Here is a 14,954-nt window from a genome sequence, read left to right as displayed (position 1 = left end):
CGGCCGCCGGTGCGCGGACAATGCCCGCCATCTCAGGCCCTTGCCGGGCGGGCGGGGCCTGAGTCGATCCAGCCCACCGGCAGTCCCAGCGAGTTGACGGTTTCCGGCGTGGCGGTTTCCGCCGCACCGACGACCGCCACCGCGGTGATGTCCAGTTGCGCGGCGAGCACGCCTACCCAGCGCGCGGAGTCCTCCGGCTTGCGCCCAGCGTCGACCACTACCCAGACCTGGTCTGCGGACAGCGCAGCGACCGACTGGAGTCGGGCGAGGGCGTCGCGGGCCCTCCCCAGGCCGAAAGCCACCATCACGGTCTGGTCTGTCAGGACAGCGTGGGCGCGGGCCGCCGTCGCGCCCTGGCGCCCTTCCACGTGCAGATGGCCGTAAGCGGACAGCTTCCCCGCCGTGCGCACATCGGCGCCGCCGGCCGCCGTGGACATGGCCAGCGCGGTGTCCAGTGCGTCGTCGCCAAGCCCGACGAGGACCACGAGGTCACCGACTCCACTGAGCGGAACCGGGAGGGACGCGCGCGGCGCGGCGGGCTCGGACACTGGCGCCTCTGCCGCCGCCAGGTACACGCCCGCCGTCGGCTCCGACGCAGCCGCCGGGGCCGGGGCGGCTCCGGGTTCCTGCCGGTTGCGGTTGTTGGGAACGGCAGTGGCGCCGACCCCAGGGCCGCGCAGCCCGGCGCCGAGCTGTTCGAGCAGTTCGGCGAAGTCCGGGGATTCCGTGGAGAGTCCCGCGTTGCCGGGCCGGTGCAGGCTCAGTTCGGCCGCATCGGCTTCTTCGAGCAGGGCCGCGATCGCAGCGCCCTGCAACTCGTGGGCGGGCGCCGCCCCTGCGAGCGCGACTGCCGGAGCGACTGCTTCGGCAAGCACGTCCGGTTCCGGAACGACCTCGCCGGTGACGACCTCAAGACCCGTCACCACCTCGACGATCGCCTCGTAGCGGTCGCCGGCGAAAAGCCCGGCGATTCCGGGGCTGATGACGCGCTCCGCGGAGACGATGCGGGCGGCGGGGCCGTGCTGCAGTTCCGCCTTGCGGCGGATCTCCTCCAGCGAGGCGCCCTTAAGCCGAAAGCGGTTCTGCATGGCGAACGACTCCTACTGTTTCGATCCGGACGTTGGCCGACGTGACTTCGCGGTAGGAGAGCACCGGCACCGAGCCGGGCTGCGCCCCCACGAGCCGGTGGATGGCGGGGCGGAGCGCCGGTGCGCAGACCAGCACGGCCGGGCGGTTGGCTGCGGCCGCGGAGTCGACAGCGGCACGGACCGAGCGGAGCACGGCGTCCAGCCGGTCCTGGCCCATCACGATCTGGCTGCCGCCCTCGGCAGGGCGCATATCCTCGAGCATGTGTTGCTCCAGGAGCGGGTCGATCATGATCACGTTCAGCACCGGGCCGTCCATGAATTTGGCCGTCAGCGCCGGGCCCAGGGCCTGCCTCGCGGATTCGACCAGTGATTCCGGGTCGGTGGAGACCTTGGCGCGGAGCGTGAGCGCCTCGTAGATCCGGGCGAGGTCGTTGATTGGAACCTGCTCGTCCAGCAAGCCCTGGAGCACGCGCTGCAGCTCGGCCAGGGAGAGCAGCGCGGGCGTGAGTTCGTCGACGGCGGAGGGGCTCTGCTTCCGCACGCCCTCGGTGAGGACCCGCACGTCTTCGCGGGACAAGAGCCTGGCGGCGTTGGCCGTGACGATCGAGGACAGGTGGGTGACGAGGACCGAGACGCGGTCAATCACGGTGGCGCCGGTCATCTCCGCGTTGTGGCGCATTTCCGCCGGGATCCACTTGCCGGCCAGACCGAACACGGGCTCGATCATCGCGACACCGGGGAGCGAGTCGAGGCTGTCTCCCAGCGCCAGCATCTGGCCGCTGGGGGCAGTCCCGGCGCCTGCCTCGACGCCGGCGATCCGGATCGAGTAGCTCGCCGGCGGAAGATCCACGCTGTCCCGGGTGCGGACCGGCGGGATGACGAGGCCGAGCTCCATGGCGATTTTATGCCGCAGGGACCTCACCCGGGCCAGCAGGTCATCCGAGGCGCCGGAGACCATATCCACGAGGTCCGGGGCCAGCAGGATCTCCACCGGGTGGACGCGCATGTCCTCGAGGAGCTTCTCGTTGGGGTCCATTTCCGGGAAGTTCAGGGCGCTGGCCTCGGCATCGCGGGTCTTTTCCTCCTTCGCCTGCAGGGCGGCGACCCGGCGCGACGCGAACAGCAGGCCCGCCCCGACCAGAATGAACGGCAGCGGGGGCATGCCGGGGATCACTGCCATCGCGATCGCGGCGACGCCGGCGATCATGAGTGCGTTGGGCGACTGCATCAGCTGGGTGGACGCCGTGCGGCCCATGTCGGATTCCGAGTTCGAACGGGTCACGATCATGCCGGTGGAGACGGCCATCAGCAGGGCGGGGATCTGGGTGACGAGGCCGTCGCCCATGGTCAGGATGCCGTAGGTGCCGACGGCGTCGCCGATTTCCATGCCGCGCTGCAGCATGCCGATCGCGATGCCGCCGATGAAGTTGATGATGATGATGATCAGGCCGGCGATCGCGTCGCCCTTGACGAACTTCGACGCGCCGTCCATGGCGCCGTAGAAGTCGGCCTCGGCCGAGACCTCGGCGCGGCGTTCGCGGGCCTGGGTGTCCGTGATCAGCCCGGCGTTGAGGTCTGCGTCGATCGCCATCTGCTTGCCCGGCATCGCGTCGAGGGTGAAGCGGGCGCCCACTTCGGCCACCCGCTCCGCGCCCTTGGTGACCACCACGAACTGGATGACCACGAGGATGAGGAACACGACAGCGCCGATGATCATGGATCCGCCCACGGTCACCTTGCCGAAGGCTTCAATGACCTGGCCGGCGTACCCCTCCCCCAGCACCAGCCGGGTGGAGGCCACGTTCAGGCCCAGCCGGAACAGCGTGGCCACGAGCAGGAGCGACGGGAAAACGGAGAAGTCCAGCGGCTTCTTCACGAACATACTGGTCAGCAGCACCAGGAGCGCCAGCAGGATATTGCAGACGATGAGGACGTCCAGCAGCGGCGCGGGCACCGGAACAACCAGCAGCAGCACAATGCCGACGATGCCGATCGGCACAGTCAGCGGGGCGAGCTTCTTCATGGTGCGGTCCTTTCACAGACGCTGGTTCGGGCAGTGTTCATACGGCGGCCGCCATCCGGTGCATGCCACGGGCGGCTCCCCGCGCCTTGAGTGACATCACGAACGCAAGGACGCCGGCCACCGCACGGTAGAAGTCAACCGGGATCTCCTGGCCCAGCTCGCAGGCGCTGTGCAGGGCCCGGGTCAGCGGGATGTCCTGGACCATCGGGACGTCCTTGGCCTCAGCCTCTTCCCTGATCCTGGCCGCGATATGGCCCGAGCCCTTGGCCACCACGCGGGGCGCGGACTTTCCGGGTTCGTATTTGAGCGCCACCGCGAAGTGCGTCGGGTTGACCAGCACGACGTCGGCGTCCCCGATCGCCGCGATCATCCGGTTCCGGCTCATCGCCATCTGCCGGGCCCGCCGCTGGGAGCGGATCAGCGGGTCGCCTTCGCTGCTCTTGTTTTCGTCCTGGACTTCCTTCTTGGACATCCGGGTCTTTTTGCGGTTGCGGCGCATCACGACAAAGAAGTCAGCCGCCGCCAGGACGATACCGGCTGCCACGGCGAACTGGACCAGCGAGGCGATACCGCCGCCTGCGGCCTGCACGACCCCGGAAACGGGCATTCCTCCGGCTGTCAGCAGCACCGGTACCAGCCCTTGCACAACGCTGTAGAGGACCAGCCCCACGACGCTGGCCTTCAGTAGCGCCTTGACGCCGCCCCACACCGCCTGCATGCCGAACATCCGCTTCAGTCCGTCGAGAAGCTTGAAGTGCTCGAAGTCCAGCTTGAACTTCTTCAAGTGCACGCCGCCCTGGAGCGCGGCCCCGGCGAGAACCACGGTGAAAACCACCAGCAGCATGGGTCCGACGATCCCGGCGATGGCGGCGAGGCCGTCCTCCAGGGCCTTGACGGCCTTGCCCGGGTCCGGGGCTGCAACGATGCCGCGGACGCTGAAGAGCTGGTCCGTGGCGGCGTTGGAGGCGCGTTCCACGGTGGCCGGAATCATGATGGCGGCGGCGCCGACGCCGACCCAGGCGGTGAGGTCCTGGGAGCGGGAGAGCTGGCCCTTGGAGCGGACCTCCTTCATGCGTTTGTCGGTGGCTTGCTCGGTCTTTTCCTGTGAATCCGACATCAGCCCATCCCCAGTACCGTTTTGGCGGCCTGCCCGGCGAGGCTGGAGACGATCCTGGGCAGCGCCAGGAAGATGAACCCGGCAAGCATGAGGGTGAGCAGGATCTTGAGCGGGAAGCCCAGGGAGAAGGCGTTGAGCGCCGGGGCTACGCGGGTCAGCAGGCCGAGTCCGACGTCGGCGAGGAACAGGACCACCACGAGCGGTCCGGCAATCTGGACGGCGGCGAGGAACATGCCGGTGACCGCCGATGTCATGGCCTGGACCGGCTGGGCCAGATCGATGCCGCCGGCCAGCGGCAGGGCACCAAAGCTGCCGGTGAGTCCGGTGATGACGAGTTGATAGCCGTCGGAGGAGAACAGCAGCGCCAGCGCCGCCATCTGCAACAGCCTCGTGAATTGTGCGCCGTTGACATTCATCTGGGGGTCAAAAGCCTGGGCCATCTGAAAGCCGCTGAAGAGGTCTATCAGGCTGCCTGCGGACTGGACGGCGGAGAAGATCACGAGGACCAGGAAGCCCAGGGCCAGCCCGGTCACGAGCTCCAGCACGACCCCGGTGAGGAAGCCGGCCGTGTCGCGAGCCGTGTACCCGGCGGAGACCCGCTGGGACACGGCAAGGCCGAGCCCGAGCCCGAGCATGGCTTTGACGCGGCCAGGGAACGCCTGGTGGGCGAAAGGCGGTGCCACGATCAGGAATGCCGTCATCCTGACGGTGGCCAGCAGGAGCGCTTCCAGCCACGTCGGGTCGATCGGGATGCCCACCTCACAAGCCTCCGAGCAGCGACGGGATCTTGGCGAAGAGGTCGTTGGTGAAGGCAACCATCTCCGAGATCATCCAGTGGCCGCAGATCAGCAGGGCGACTGCCACGGCCGCGGCTTTGGGCACGAACGACAGGGTGGCTTCCTGCAGCTGGGTAATGGATTGCAGCAGGGCGATGGCCAGCCCGACCACGAGGGCTGTCACCAGGACGGGGGCGGAGAGCTTGGCCGCGACGATCATGGCCTGGAGGCAGATGTCCAGGACGGCGTTGGCGTTCATCCGGTGGCCGCATAGCTTTGAATGAGTGAGGTGATGATCAGGCCCCAGCCGTCCACCAGGACGAACAGCAGGATCTTGAAGGGCAGCGAGATCATCACCGGCGGGAGCATCATCATGCCCATGGACATGAGGGCGGCGGAGACCACGAGGTCGATCACGAGGAACGGGATGAAGATCACGAAGCCGATGATGAACGCGGCGCGGAGTTCCGAAATCATGAACGCGGGAATGAGGGTCTGCAGGGGCACGGCCTCGGGCGTGGCCGGGTTTTCCGCAGCGGCGGCCCGGGACATCAGGGCGATGTCCTCTTCCCTGGTGTGGGCCAGCATGAAGTGCTGCAGCGGGCCGCCGGCAGCGCCGACGGCGCCGTTAAAGTCCAGGGTGCCGTTGAGGTAGGGCTGGATGCCGATGGTGTTCATCTCGTTGATGACCGGCCACATGACGAAGATCGAGAGGAACAGGGCCAGCCCGGCGAGCACCTGGTTCGGCGGGATGGACGGCAGCGACAGGGCGTTGCGGGTCATCGCGAGGACCACGAAGATCTTGGTGAAGGACGTCATCATCAGCAGCAGCGCCGGCGCCACCGACAGCAGGGTGATGCCGATCAGGGTCAGGACCGCCGTCGACGGTTTGCCGTCGAGTCCGTTGATCTCGATGTTAACGCTGCCGCCACCGGGGTTTGCCGGATCTGTCGGGGCGACCGGCGGGGTGGGGTCGATGGGGGCTGCCTGGCCGGCCGAGGCGGTCAGCCAGAGCAGCAGCACCGCGAACAGGACGGCGGCGAGGCCCAGCACCATTGCCCTGGCGGTCAGGGCAGCGCCCGCGGGGACAGTTGCCGCGCGGTTTGCGCCAGGCCGGATCAGCTCAGCGCCGGGGGCGGCCGGGAGTGCGGAGGCGGAACGGAAAGTCAGCGAGCGGATCAATTGCGGCGCCCGCTCCTGAGAGCGGCAGCGGCCTGCTTCCACGTGGAGCCGGCCAGGATTGACCCGTGCAGGGGCGGATGGCCGGCCGCGCCGGAGTTGTTGCCACGCAGCGCGGGCCCCCGCGCGTGGGAGTCCCGGTGCAGGGTGCTGCGGCGGGGCAGCGGGGCGTTCGCGGGGCTGGAGTCGGCAGCGTCCACGCTGTCCTCGGAGAGTTCCTCGAAGCCGGCCTGCCGGCCGGGCAGCGGGCCGAAGCCGGACAGGATCCGGGCAAATTCGCCGGCTCCGCGGCGGGTTTCGGGGACGGCGGCTTCCTCGGCTTCGGCCGGGATGTCACCGGTGTGCAGGACGTTGACGGCGTGTTCTGTGACGCCAAGGAGGAATCGCTGCCCCGAGGCGTCGACAACCACGACGGAAGCTTTCTGGCCGACGCTCTGCCGGCTGACAATGGTCAGTGCGCGGTCGGCCCGGCGCCGTCCGGTGCCCTTGCCGAGCCGTCGTTGCAGGAGCCACATGAGGCCCAGCACCGCGCCCAGGGCCACGAATACCCGCAGCCCGAGGATCAGTGCGTCCATTCAGCTAAGTCCCTCGGCAACATCGAGGATGCGGGTAATCCGGACGGCGTAGTCCTGGTCCAGGACCACCACTTCGCCGTGGGCGATCAGCCGCCCGTTCAGCAGGACGTCCGCCGGGGCGCCGGCGGAGCGGTCGAGTTCGATGATCTTGCCCGGTTCGAGCGAGAGCACGTCGCGCACCGACATGCGGGTGCGGCCGATCTCCACGGTGAGGGCCATTTCGATGTTGTTGATCCGGCCGAGCCGGCCGGCTACGGCCCCGCCGCCGGCGAACACGTCGCCGTCGCGGTCCTGGCTGGTGTTGTGTTCGCGGAGGCGGACGGCGAACCAGGCGGCGGCGTTGACGCCGTCGGAGAGTTCGAAGACCGCGGTGTCGGGGTCCGAGAGCAGGCCGGAGGCGTCGGACTCGCGCAGGTCGCTCAGGACTCCGGCGCCGAACACCGAGCTGGCGCTTTCCATCGCAGGGCGCAGCACGTCCGTCACCGAGACGACGCCGGGCTGGGCTCCCGCCATGCCGCCGGCGGCTTCGTCGAGGAAGGTGCGGTCGCTCAGCATCAGCGCGAGGTCTGCGGTGACGGAGCCGACGAACGTGGCGGTGACGGCCTGGCGGGCGTAGGCCGCGGCGGCGCGGGCCGGCACGAGGGCCAGCACTTTGAGCGCCACCGGGCTCGGCAGTTCTTCAACGAGCCGTTCCGCCGACGATTCGTGCCTGGTCAGGGTGATGCTCATCGGTGATTCTCCTCGATTGTGACAATGACTGCGGCCGCGCGGGACCCGTTGCGGGCCGGGGCGGCCGTGGCGAGCCGGGTGCCGTCCAGGGTGAGGTCAAACGGCCGGTTCTCCAGGTGCGGCAGGGTCAGGACGTCTCCCACTGCGAGGCCCAGGACCTGGCTGGGGGTGACAAACGACGTCGAGAGCCGCACCGAGAGTTCCACCGGAACCCGTTCCAGCTGGGCGCTGACACGCGCGGCGGCGTCCCCCCGGTTGTCGGTGGGGTTGACCTTCTTGAGCCGTCCCAGCAGGAGTGCTGCGGGGACGCCCAGGGTGGCGGGGGCGCTCATGTCGCCGACGTTGATGGTGAACGCCGCGACGATCATCAGTTCGCTGGGGGCTGCGGCCTGGGCGAACTGGGAGTTGTACTGGATGGTGTCCACCCGGACGGTTTCGCTCAGCAGCGGCCCCAGGGAATAGCCGAGGTCTTCGAGCGCCTCATCCATGAGCCCCTTGACCAGGGCCTGTTCAATCTGGGTGAACTTGCGGTCCGGCATGGGCGCATCGTTGGAGGCGCCGAGCATGCGGTTCACCCAGCCGAGGGCGGCGGGGGCGGGGAACTGCACCACGAGCTTGGAATCGTGTCCCTCGACGGTGCAGAGCACCATGGCGGTGACCGCGGGCAGGGAGGCTGCGTACTCGTCGTAGCTGAGCATGCTGACGTCTTCGAGCCGCACCACGGACTTGACGCGGACCTTCGCGGTCAGCTGGGTTCCCCACTGGCGGGCGAAGGTTTCAAAGGCGAGTTCCAGGACGCGGCTGTGTTCCCGGGCGAGCGTCGCGGGACGCCGGAAGTCGTAGACGCTGACCGCCCGTTCCCGTGCCACTTCCCGCTCATCCAAAACACTCACGGTTGCCACTATCGGCAGGGGATCCGCAGCGGTAAGCAGTCCGCCGCATGGAATCCGCCGGGGCTTAAACAGCTATTTCCCGCTGTGTTTCAGCACTTCCGGAATCAGTGCCCGGACGACGTCGGGCTGGTCCGAGATGATCACGATGTCCACCCGGCGGTTTCGCTCCATGAGCTCGGGGGTGGAGTCGTCGTTGACCTGCCGCGCGGAGCCGAAGGCGACGGCGCCGATGGTTGCCGGCGCGATCCCGCCGCGGTCCACCATGTAGCGCAGGACGTTGACGGCCCGGGCCGAGGACAACTCCCAGGTGGACGGGTAGGCGGTGATGCCGTTGGCAGCGTGGCCTTCGACCATGATCTCCAGGGACGCCGGGCCGAGGATCGGAGAGATGATTGTCAGGACCTGGGCCGCCCGATCGGTCAGTTCCGGCCGGTCAGGCGCGAAGAAGGTCTGGGAACCGATCAGTTTGACCGTAAGTCCGCGCTGGTCGATCTGGAATTCAACGTTCTCGCTGAGCCCGGCGGCCGCCAGGCCTGCCTTCATCTGCGCTTCGAGGGCACGCAGCCGGTCAACTTCCTTCAGGGCCGCTTCGAGGGCGTCGGGTGCTGCCGGCGAACCCGCGGATTGGAGCGCGGCGAACGCCTCCAGGTTTTTGTCCGCAAGTTCGGGCGGGACCACTGTGCCCTCTGCCGTGTCCACTGTCTCGCTCGCAACCGCCCCAAAGCCGGTGGCGAGGGAATTGCGCAGCTTCTCGAACTTGTTCGCGTCGACTGTGGACATGGCGTAGAGGACGATGAACAGGCACATGAGCACCGTGACCATGTCCATATAGGACGCCATCCAGCGTTCGTCGACGTGGTGTTCTTCGGGTTTCTTGCGGGGGCGACGGCGGCCGCTCACGCCGCGGTGTCCATCGTTCCGGCGTCGCCGTTGGCGGCCTTCCGGCCGCTTCCGGAACTCTTGAGCTGGTGCTCGGGAACCATGGAGCGGAGCCTCTCGGCGAGCAACAGCGGCTGCGCGCCGGACTGCACGGCGAGCATGCCCTCCATCAGCAGCGTCCGGCGTTCGATGTCCAGTTCGGACAGCCGGGCCAGGCGCGAACTGAACGGGAGCCAGATGAAGTTGGCGGACAGCAGGCCCCAGAGAGTGGCAACGAAGGCCGCCGCAATCATGTGCCCCAGCTCATCCGGCTGGGACAGGTTTTCCAGCACGTGGGTCAGGGACACCACGGTTCCGACGATGCCGACGGTGGGGGCGTAGCCGCCGAGGGACGCGAAGAACTTCGACGAGGCGTGATCGCTGCGGGATTTCGTATCGATCTCGTCCTCCATCTGCATCCGGAGGTCCTCGGCGTCGGTCCCGTCGGCAATGTTCTGCAGCGCCCGGGCCAGGAAAGGATCGTTGACGCCGGCGGCCTCTTCCTCCAGGGAGAGCAGCCCCTCGCTGCGGGCCTTTTCGGCGAAGCGCACCATCTGGTCGATGCTGTCCTGCGGTTTTGCCGTTTTACCGAGGAACATTCCCGGCACGGATTTGAATGCCTGGAGGACGTCCTTGAGGGTGTTTCCGGCCAGTCCGATGGCCAGGGTGGCCCCGAAAACGAGGATCATGGGTGCCGGCAGCACGAGCGAGCTGAGGCTGCCACCCTCGAGAAGGACCATAACGATGAGGGAGCCAAAGGCGAGAAGCAGTCCGATGACTGTTGCGGGATCCATGGATTACTTTCTTGGTGGTTCAGGTGCTGGGCGGCGGCCGTCGCCCACGGTGTCCGACGGCGGGACGAGGCTCAGGGGGTATCCGGTCACCGCGGGAAAGTCCCGCGCTTTACTCAGGACGTAGGCCCGGTAGTCGGCAATGAGTTCAACCACTTCGGCGAGGCTTTCCAGCACCACGTACGCGGCACCGTCGAGGGTCACCAGATGGGTGTCCGGGCTCTCGTGGATACGCTCGATCAGATCCGGATTAACCGCGAAACGCGTTCCGTTGAGGCGAGTGACAACGATCATGGGCCGATTCTGCTTTGTTATTGGGGGCGGTGTTCTTTTACCTACTGTCGGCATTCCCGCCACATCCGTTAGGCGCACGCCCTTTGCGCCGCTTCGAAGCGCGACGCAGGCCCGTAATTCGCATCACAGCCCGGCCTGATGGCTACAGTAGGCTGTCGGTACCATCGCGGCGCGGATGTTCAAGCCGACATTAGACTTAATGATTCTTGGGGGCGTCTCCGTGGTACTGCAGTGGCTTCGTGCGATCGGCAGTTTCATTCCCCAGGGCGCTAATCTTCCGGAGCGCGCATGGGCCTTTCGTCACCGGATGATCGTCGCGTTCGCGCTGGCCTCATCCCTGGCGGTTACGGTCTTCGCGCTGTGCCAGGGCATCGAACCGGGCCACGCGCTCCTGCAGGGGGCCGCGCCGGCTGTTTTAGCGGCGGCTGGCTGGAAAGCCCCTGCCGGCCGCCGGCTCCGGGCATCCCTGACCTCGGTGGCCCTGATGGCGGCTGCGGCCATGGCCGTCCACACGTCCGGCACCATCGAAGCGCACTTCCTGTTCTTCATCATGGTGCCGGTTGTGGCCCTTTATGAGGACTGGACCCCGTTAGCGGCGAGTGCGGCGGTGGTATTCGCCCACCACGGCATTCTGGGCATCGTGGCACCCCGGCACCTGTACAACCATCCCGCTGCGCTGCAGGATCCCCTGACGTGGGGGCTCATCCACGGTGCCCTCTTCCTCGCCATCTGCGTCACCAGCATTCTGCACTGGACCATCCACGAACGGGCCCGGGCCGAGGAGACCGTACTGCTGGACCGGCTTGCAAGCCAGGCCCGCCACGACCCGTTGACCGGGCTGGCCAACCGGACCCTGCTGCACGAGCGGCTCCGCGCGGCACGGGACGCCAGCGTGCAGCGGGGTGAACCGCTGCTGGTGCTCTCGGTAGACATCGACGGATTCAAACCGGTGAACGATTCCTACGGTCATGCCGCCGGCGATGCCCTGCTGCTCGAACTGGCCCGCCGGATTCAGGCCTGCACCCGGTCCGGGGACACCGCCGCGCGGACCGGTGGCGACGAATTCACCCTCCTGCTTCCAGGCTCGGGAGCCGGGGTGGCAGCGGGCATGGCCAGGCGCATCATGGACGCCGTGGCGGAACCGGTCCAGGTCGCGGGGAAAGAACTGCGCATGACGGCGAGTGTGGGGATTGCGCTCGGCTCCGGGTCAGGTTCCAGGGCGGAGAAAATCGAAGACCTGCTGGAGTGGGCCGACCAAGCGATGTACGCGGCCAAACGCGCCGGAAGGGGCCGGTACGTGATGTATGACGGGCTGCCGTCTTCCGACGCTGAGTGGACCCTGCCCGTCCGTCCGGGCCAGGCGCGGTCCTGGGCTGCCTACACACGAACCCTGCGGGACGCGATCGCGTCGGCCAAGCGCCAGGGCAGCTTGCCACAGCAGACCCGCGGGCCGGAGACGGCACGACGGACCCTGGAATCCTTGCTGGCAGCAATCGATCAGTTGCCCGCCGCGGCGGATCCGGTCGGGATGCTCCTGCCGGAGCGGACCGCCCTCCAGGAGTTCGTCTTCCACCACGAGTTGGTCCAGCAGTGGACCGACTCGCTGACGCGGCAGGGAATCATCAGCGTGCCCCGCCCCACGGAGGCAACGGCCTTCTGGCAAGCCCTACGCCGGACGGTGACGGACCCGGAGAGCGGTAATGCTGCAGGGACCGGGACCGTGGGCGCTACCACTGCGATCAGCTGACCCATTTGTCAAGTCCTTTGCTATAGTGGCGCTCGGCTGAGCATCCGCTCGTCGACAAAGGCAAACCCGGTGCGAGCCGGGGACGCAAAGCCACGGGGCCCATGCGGTCAGCCGGGCTGCCGAACAGCAAAGGTCGCCGGTATGCTCCCGATTCACCCAGCCCTGCTCCATGCCCGATATGTCGCTTCGAGAGCAGCTGGAAGTCACTTTCCCAGACTCCCACAGTCCTGACCGCAGCGGGTCGTGGCGTCCTCCCGGACGCCCGTTGGATCATGCTGCCTTGCTAAGCGAGGCCCACCCCACTTCGCATCTGAAGGTTTTATGCAATCTACGTTGAATCCGGACTATTGGGGCGCCACAAGGCGGCCGCGGCCGACGTCGCGCCGTTCAGCCACGGGGAAGGAATAGACCACTGAAGGAGGGAACATTGTGACTGCTTCCAGCACCGTCCTTTGGACAATGCTGACGGATGCTGCCACAGCATTCCGCCTTGTCCGTGGTGCCGCCGGGGAAGCCGGATTCCCGACCGAATCCCATAACGCGAATGAAGTGTTCGTCGACATACCTCGTTCCCTGCGACGTCGGCGGCGGGCTTCACGGCTGACGGGCTCGGCGTCCCCTGCAGGACGTCGGACCGAAATCGTCTGGACATCGGCAGATCCCCGCTCGGACTTCTATGAACATTTGCTCGGCATTGAGGAGAATCTCCCAGCTGGATTCATGTACCACCACGGCCTATCCAATGCCGCCGACAGGGCCGGCCTCCCGTTCTCCGGAACAAGATCCACGCGAGATGTTGTACGCCACCTGCACCGAAACGAACTGGTCCGGGCCGCCGGGCAAGGGCACCTCAACGATCAACCAGGCTTCGTCGTACTCACGGACGAGCGATTCCTTTTCGTGACGAATCACATTGCCCGGTCGGAACTGGTCATGGACATACCCTGTTCCTCAGCTGTGGCGCTCTCTCTCGGCAAGCGAGTTTCCGGCGAGACTCTCACAATCTCAGTGGAGGGAAGGACCGTGGACATTTCGCGTTTGGGCCACGGGGAAGGTCACGGCATCGCTACCAGCTTCAGGAAGGCCCTCTTGGAGCGAGCACGCGCCAACCCGCTCCACGACAGTGACCATAGCCTCCCCCGGGGTTCAACCGGGACACAATCACTTATTCCGGAACCTTAGCGCTTGAGGTTGCCGAGCTCCTGGAGCACCTCGTCCGAGGTGGTGATGATTCGTGCGTTGGCCTGGAAGCCGCGCTGGGCGACGATCAGGTTGGTGAATTCCTGGGACAGGTCCACGTTGGACATCTCCAGCGAGCCACCGGAAAGGGTGCCGATGCCGGCGTCGCCCGCTCCGCCGAGCTGCACGCCGCCGGAGTTGGCGGTGGCAACGTAGGACGAACCGCCCGCCTTCTCCAGACCGGAGGGGTTGGTGAACTTTGCCAGCGCGATCTTCGCGAGGACCTGCTTGACGCCGTTGCTGAAGGAACCGATCACGGAGCCGTCGTTTCCGAGGGTGTAGGACTCCAGCTTCCCGGCAGCGGAACCGTTCTGGCCGCTGATGGCGAGTGAGGTCAGCCCCGCGTAGGACGTGACAGTTGAGAGGTTGACGGTGATGGTTCCGCCGCTAACCGTGACCGGGTTCCCCGAGGTCAGCATTCCGCTGCCGTCGAATACCAGAGAACCGTCGATTGTCGCCCCGCCATTAGTCGACACATCCCACCCGGCAAGTGTCTTGCTGAAGGTGAGAGCCAAATTCTTCTCTGCGCCCTGGGCGTCGTAGGTCTTGACGACGCGCTCAAGCTTTGTGCCGTTCACGGCGTCGCTGGGCAGGTTGCCGTCCACCGCCACCGTAGAGGTTTTGTTTGCGGGAACCAGGGTGTTCGAGTTCAGGGTAATGCCGCCGACCGGACCGCCGGTGTTGACCACGCCGCCGACGGCGGTCCAGCCCTGCAGGATGCCGCCGTCGGGGCTGACCAGCTGGCCGGCGGCGTCGGGGTTGAAGGCACCCGCGCGGGTGAAGAGCTGCTGGCCGCCCTTGCTCGTGACGAAGAAGCCGTCGCCGGAGATCATCATGTCCGTGGCGCGTCCGGTGCTCTGCGAGGAGCCCTGGGCGAAGTTGGTGCTGACGCCGGCAACCCGGACGCCAAGGCCGATCTGGGCCGGGTTGCTGCCGCCGGTCTCGCCCTGCGGCGCGGAGGCCCCCTGGGTCATCTGGGACAGCGTGTCCTGGAACTGGGTGGAGGAAGCCTTGAAGCCCGCCGTGTTGACGTTGGCGATGTTGTTACCGGTGACGTCCAGCATGGTCTGGTGGGCGCGAAGGCCGGAGATTCCGGAGTACAGCGAGCGGAGCATGGGAACTGCCTTTCTGCGGGTGGAAAACTGGTCAGGAAGCGGCCGGAGCGGTGAGCCCGGTGATGGAGTCGAGGGGGATGGAGAGCTCGCCGACCTTGACGGTCGGAACAGCTCCGGAATATGACACGGAACTGGCGATGCCCGTGCCGGTGGTGCCGTCACCGAGCGTGTAGCCGACGGAATGGCCGATCAGCTGGGCCGCGGCCTGCCGCATCTGCAGGGAGAACCCTTCCTTGCTGTTGGTGGTCAGTTCCTGCATCTTCTCCATCATGGAGAGCTGGATGGTCTGGCTCATCATCTGGTTGGTGTCCATGGGGGCGCTCGGGTTCTGGTTCTTGAGCTGGGCCACCAGGAGGGACATAAAGACCTCCGAGTCCATGGCCTGCACGGGCGCCCGCACGGCAGCAGCCTGCGGGGTCTCCCCCGCAGCCGTGACCGGCGATGAAGCGATGGGCTGGATCGTCATGTGT

15 protein-coding genes and 1 riboswitch are annotated in these 14,954 nt (G+C 67.0%); of the genes, 1 reads left to right on the top strand and 14 read right to left on the bottom strand.

Annotation, left to right across the window (positions count from 1 at the left end):
* Nucleotides 1-32: 32 nt before the first annotated feature.
* The 12 genes from ACZY0Y_RS06990 to ACZY0Y_RS06935 form a co-directional block, all read right to left on the bottom strand.
* Nucleotides 33-1,088 (bottom strand): hypothetical protein, encoded by a 1,056-nt coding sequence (locus ACZY0Y_RS06990; protein ID WP_463957205.1) that lies wholly within the window; start codon nucleotides 1,086-1,088, stop codon nucleotides 33-35.
* On the bottom strand, nucleotides 1,066-3,111 hold the full coding sequence (locus ACZY0Y_RS06985) for a flagellar biosynthesis protein FlhA (protein ID WP_463957204.1): 2,046 nt from the start codon (nucleotides 3,109-3,111) through the stop codon (nucleotides 1,066-1,068). The genes ACZY0Y_RS06990 and ACZY0Y_RS06985 overlap by 23 nt, the downstream gene beginning before the upstream one ends.
* A 37-nt stretch (nucleotides 3,112-3,148) precedes the next feature.
* Nucleotides 3,149-4,228, bottom strand: a complete 1,080-nt coding sequence (locus tag ACZY0Y_RS06980) for an EscU/YscU/HrcU family type III secretion system export apparatus switch protein (protein WP_463957203.1) — start codon at nucleotides 4,226-4,228, stop codon at nucleotides 3,149-3,151.
* Complete coding sequence (locus ACZY0Y_RS06975) at nucleotides 4,228-4,986, bottom strand: flagellar biosynthetic protein FliR (protein WP_463957202.1); 759 nt, start codon at nucleotides 4,984-4,986, stop codon at nucleotides 4,228-4,230. Before ACZY0Y_RS06975 ends, ACZY0Y_RS06980 begins: the two co-directional genes overlap by 1 nt.
* 1 nt (nucleotide 4,987) lies before the next feature.
* Complete coding sequence (gene fliQ / locus ACZY0Y_RS06970) at nucleotides 4,988-5,263, bottom strand: flagellar biosynthesis protein FliQ (protein ID WP_463880962.1); 276 nt, start codon at nucleotides 5,261-5,263, stop codon at nucleotides 4,988-4,990.
* A complete protein-coding gene (fliP, locus tag ACZY0Y_RS06965) occupies nucleotides 5,260-6,060 on the bottom strand; it encodes a flagellar type III secretion system pore protein FliP (protein ID WP_463957240.1) in 801 nt (266 codons plus the stop codon). Before fliP ends, fliQ begins: the two co-directional genes overlap by 4 nt.
* A 122-nt stretch (nucleotides 6,061-6,182) precedes the next feature.
* A complete protein-coding gene (gene fliO / locus ACZY0Y_RS06960) occupies nucleotides 6,183-6,758 on the bottom strand; it encodes a flagellar biosynthetic protein FliO (RefSeq protein ID WP_463880964.1) in 576 nt (191 codons plus the stop codon).
* Nucleotides 6,759-7,487: a flagellar motor switch protein FliN gene (fliN, locus tag ACZY0Y_RS06955; protein ID WP_463957201.1), complete on the bottom strand. Its 729-nt coding sequence runs from the start codon at nucleotides 7,485-7,487 to the stop codon at nucleotides 6,759-6,761.
* On the bottom strand, nucleotides 7,484-8,380 hold the full coding sequence (locus ACZY0Y_RS06950) for a flagellar motor switch protein FliM (protein ID WP_463880969.1): 897 nt from the start codon (nucleotides 8,378-8,380) through the stop codon (nucleotides 7,484-7,486). Before ACZY0Y_RS06950 ends, fliN begins: the two co-directional genes overlap by 4 nt.
* A gap of 72 nt (nucleotides 8,381-8,452) precedes the next feature.
* Nucleotides 8,453-9,280 carry an OmpA/MotB family protein gene (locus tag ACZY0Y_RS06945; protein WP_160667707.1) on the bottom strand — a complete coding sequence of 276 codons (828 nt, stop codon included), beginning with the start codon at nucleotides 9,278-9,280 and terminating at the stop codon, nucleotides 8,453-8,455.
* Nucleotides 9,277-10,092, bottom strand: coding sequence for a motility protein A (locus tag ACZY0Y_RS06940; protein ID WP_463880972.1), 816 nt, complete (start codon nucleotides 10,090-10,092; stop codon nucleotides 9,277-9,279). The genes ACZY0Y_RS06945 and ACZY0Y_RS06940 overlap by 4 nt, the downstream gene beginning before the upstream one ends.
* Nucleotides 10,093-10,095: 3 nt before the next feature.
* A complete protein-coding gene (locus ACZY0Y_RS06935; RefSeq protein WP_463880975.1) occupies nucleotides 10,096-10,383 on the bottom strand; it encodes a flagellar FlbD family protein in 288 nt (95 codons plus the stop codon).
* Between the two features lie 307 nt (nucleotides 10,384-10,690).
* On the opposite strand from ACZY0Y_RS06935, the gene ACZY0Y_RS06930 reads away from it, so the two are divergent.
* Nucleotides 10,691-12,130: a diguanylate cyclase domain-containing protein gene (locus ACZY0Y_RS06930; protein WP_463957200.1), complete on the top strand. Its 1,440-nt coding sequence runs from the start codon at nucleotides 10,691-10,693 to the stop codon at nucleotides 12,128-12,130.
* A gap of 49 nt (nucleotides 12,131-12,179) precedes the next feature.
* Nucleotides 12,180-12,254, top strand: a riboswitch (cyclic di-GMP riboswitch).
* Nucleotides 12,255-13,308: 1,054 nt separating this feature from the next.
* On the opposite strand, the gene ACZY0Y_RS06925 is transcribed toward ACZY0Y_RS06930, so the two are convergent.
* Together ACZY0Y_RS06925 and ACZY0Y_RS06920 are read right to left on the bottom strand one after the other, a co-directional pair.
* Nucleotides 13,309-14,484 carry a flagellar hook protein FlgE gene (locus tag ACZY0Y_RS06925; protein ID WP_463957199.1) on the bottom strand — a complete coding sequence of 392 codons (1,176 nt, stop codon included), beginning with the start codon at nucleotides 14,482-14,484 and terminating at the stop codon, nucleotides 13,309-13,311.
* 31 nt (nucleotides 14,485-14,515) lie between these two features.
* Nucleotides 14,516-14,950, bottom strand: coding sequence for a flagellar hook assembly protein FlgD (locus ACZY0Y_RS06920; protein WP_463957198.1), 435 nt, complete (start codon nucleotides 14,948-14,950; stop codon nucleotides 14,516-14,518).
* Nucleotides 14,951-14,954: the final 4 nt, after the last annotated feature.

It is taken from the genome of Pseudarthrobacter kochi (assembly GCF_055412805.1).
Note: the sequence above shows the minus strand (reverse complement) of the source record. Positions and strands in the feature narration are given on the sequence as shown.

What these genes read in the sequence shown, in the direction of transcription:
- ACZY0Y_RS06990 (WP_463957205.1), bottom strand. Translation starts at nt 1,088, where the DNA reads ATGCAGAACCGCTTTCGGCTTAAGGGCGCCTCGCTGGAGGAGATCCGC.
- ACZY0Y_RS06985 (WP_463957204.1), bottom strand. Translation starts at nt 3,111, where the DNA reads ATGAAGAAGCTCGCCCCGCTGACTGTGCCGATCGGCATCGTCGGCATT.
- ACZY0Y_RS06980 (WP_463957203.1), bottom strand. Translation starts at nt 4,228, where the DNA reads ATGTCGGATTCACAGGAAAAGACCGAGCAAGCCACCGACAAACGCATG.
- fliQ (WP_463880962.1), bottom strand. Translation starts at nt 5,263, where the DNA reads ATGAACGCCAACGCCGTCCTGGACATCTGCCTCCAGGCCATGATCGTC.
- fliP (WP_463957240.1), bottom strand. Translation starts at nt 6,060, where the DNA reads ATGGTGCTGGGCCTCGCCGCCGTCCTGTTCGCGGTGCTGCTGCTCTGG.
- fliO (WP_463880964.1), bottom strand. Translation starts at nt 6,758, where the DNA reads ATGGACGCACTGATCCTCGGGCTGCGGGTATTCGTGGCCCTGGGCGCG.
- fliN (WP_463957201.1), bottom strand. Translation starts at nt 7,487, where the DNA reads ATGAGCATCACCCTGACCAGGCACGAATCGTCGGCGGAACGGCTCGTT.
- ACZY0Y_RS06940 (WP_463880972.1), bottom strand. Translation starts at nt 10,092, where the DNA reads ATGGATCCCGCAACAGTCATCGGACTGCTTCTCGCCTTTGGCTCCCTC.
- ACZY0Y_RS06935 (WP_463880975.1), bottom strand. Translation starts at nt 10,383, where the DNA reads ATGATCGTTGTCACTCGCCTCAACGGAACGCGTTTCGCGGTTAATCCG.
- ACZY0Y_RS06930 (WP_463957200.1), top strand. Translation starts at nt 10,691, where the DNA reads ATGATCGTCGCGTTCGCGCTGGCCTCATCCCTGGCGGTTACGGTCTTC.
- ACZY0Y_RS06925 (WP_463957199.1), bottom strand. Translation starts at nt 14,484, where the DNA reads ATGCTCCGCTCGCTGTACTCCGGAATCTCCGGCCTTCGCGCCCACCAG.
- ACZY0Y_RS06920 (WP_463957198.1), bottom strand. Translation starts at nt 14,950, where the DNA reads ATGACGATCCAGCCCATCGCTTCATCGCCGGTCACGGCTGCGGGGGAG.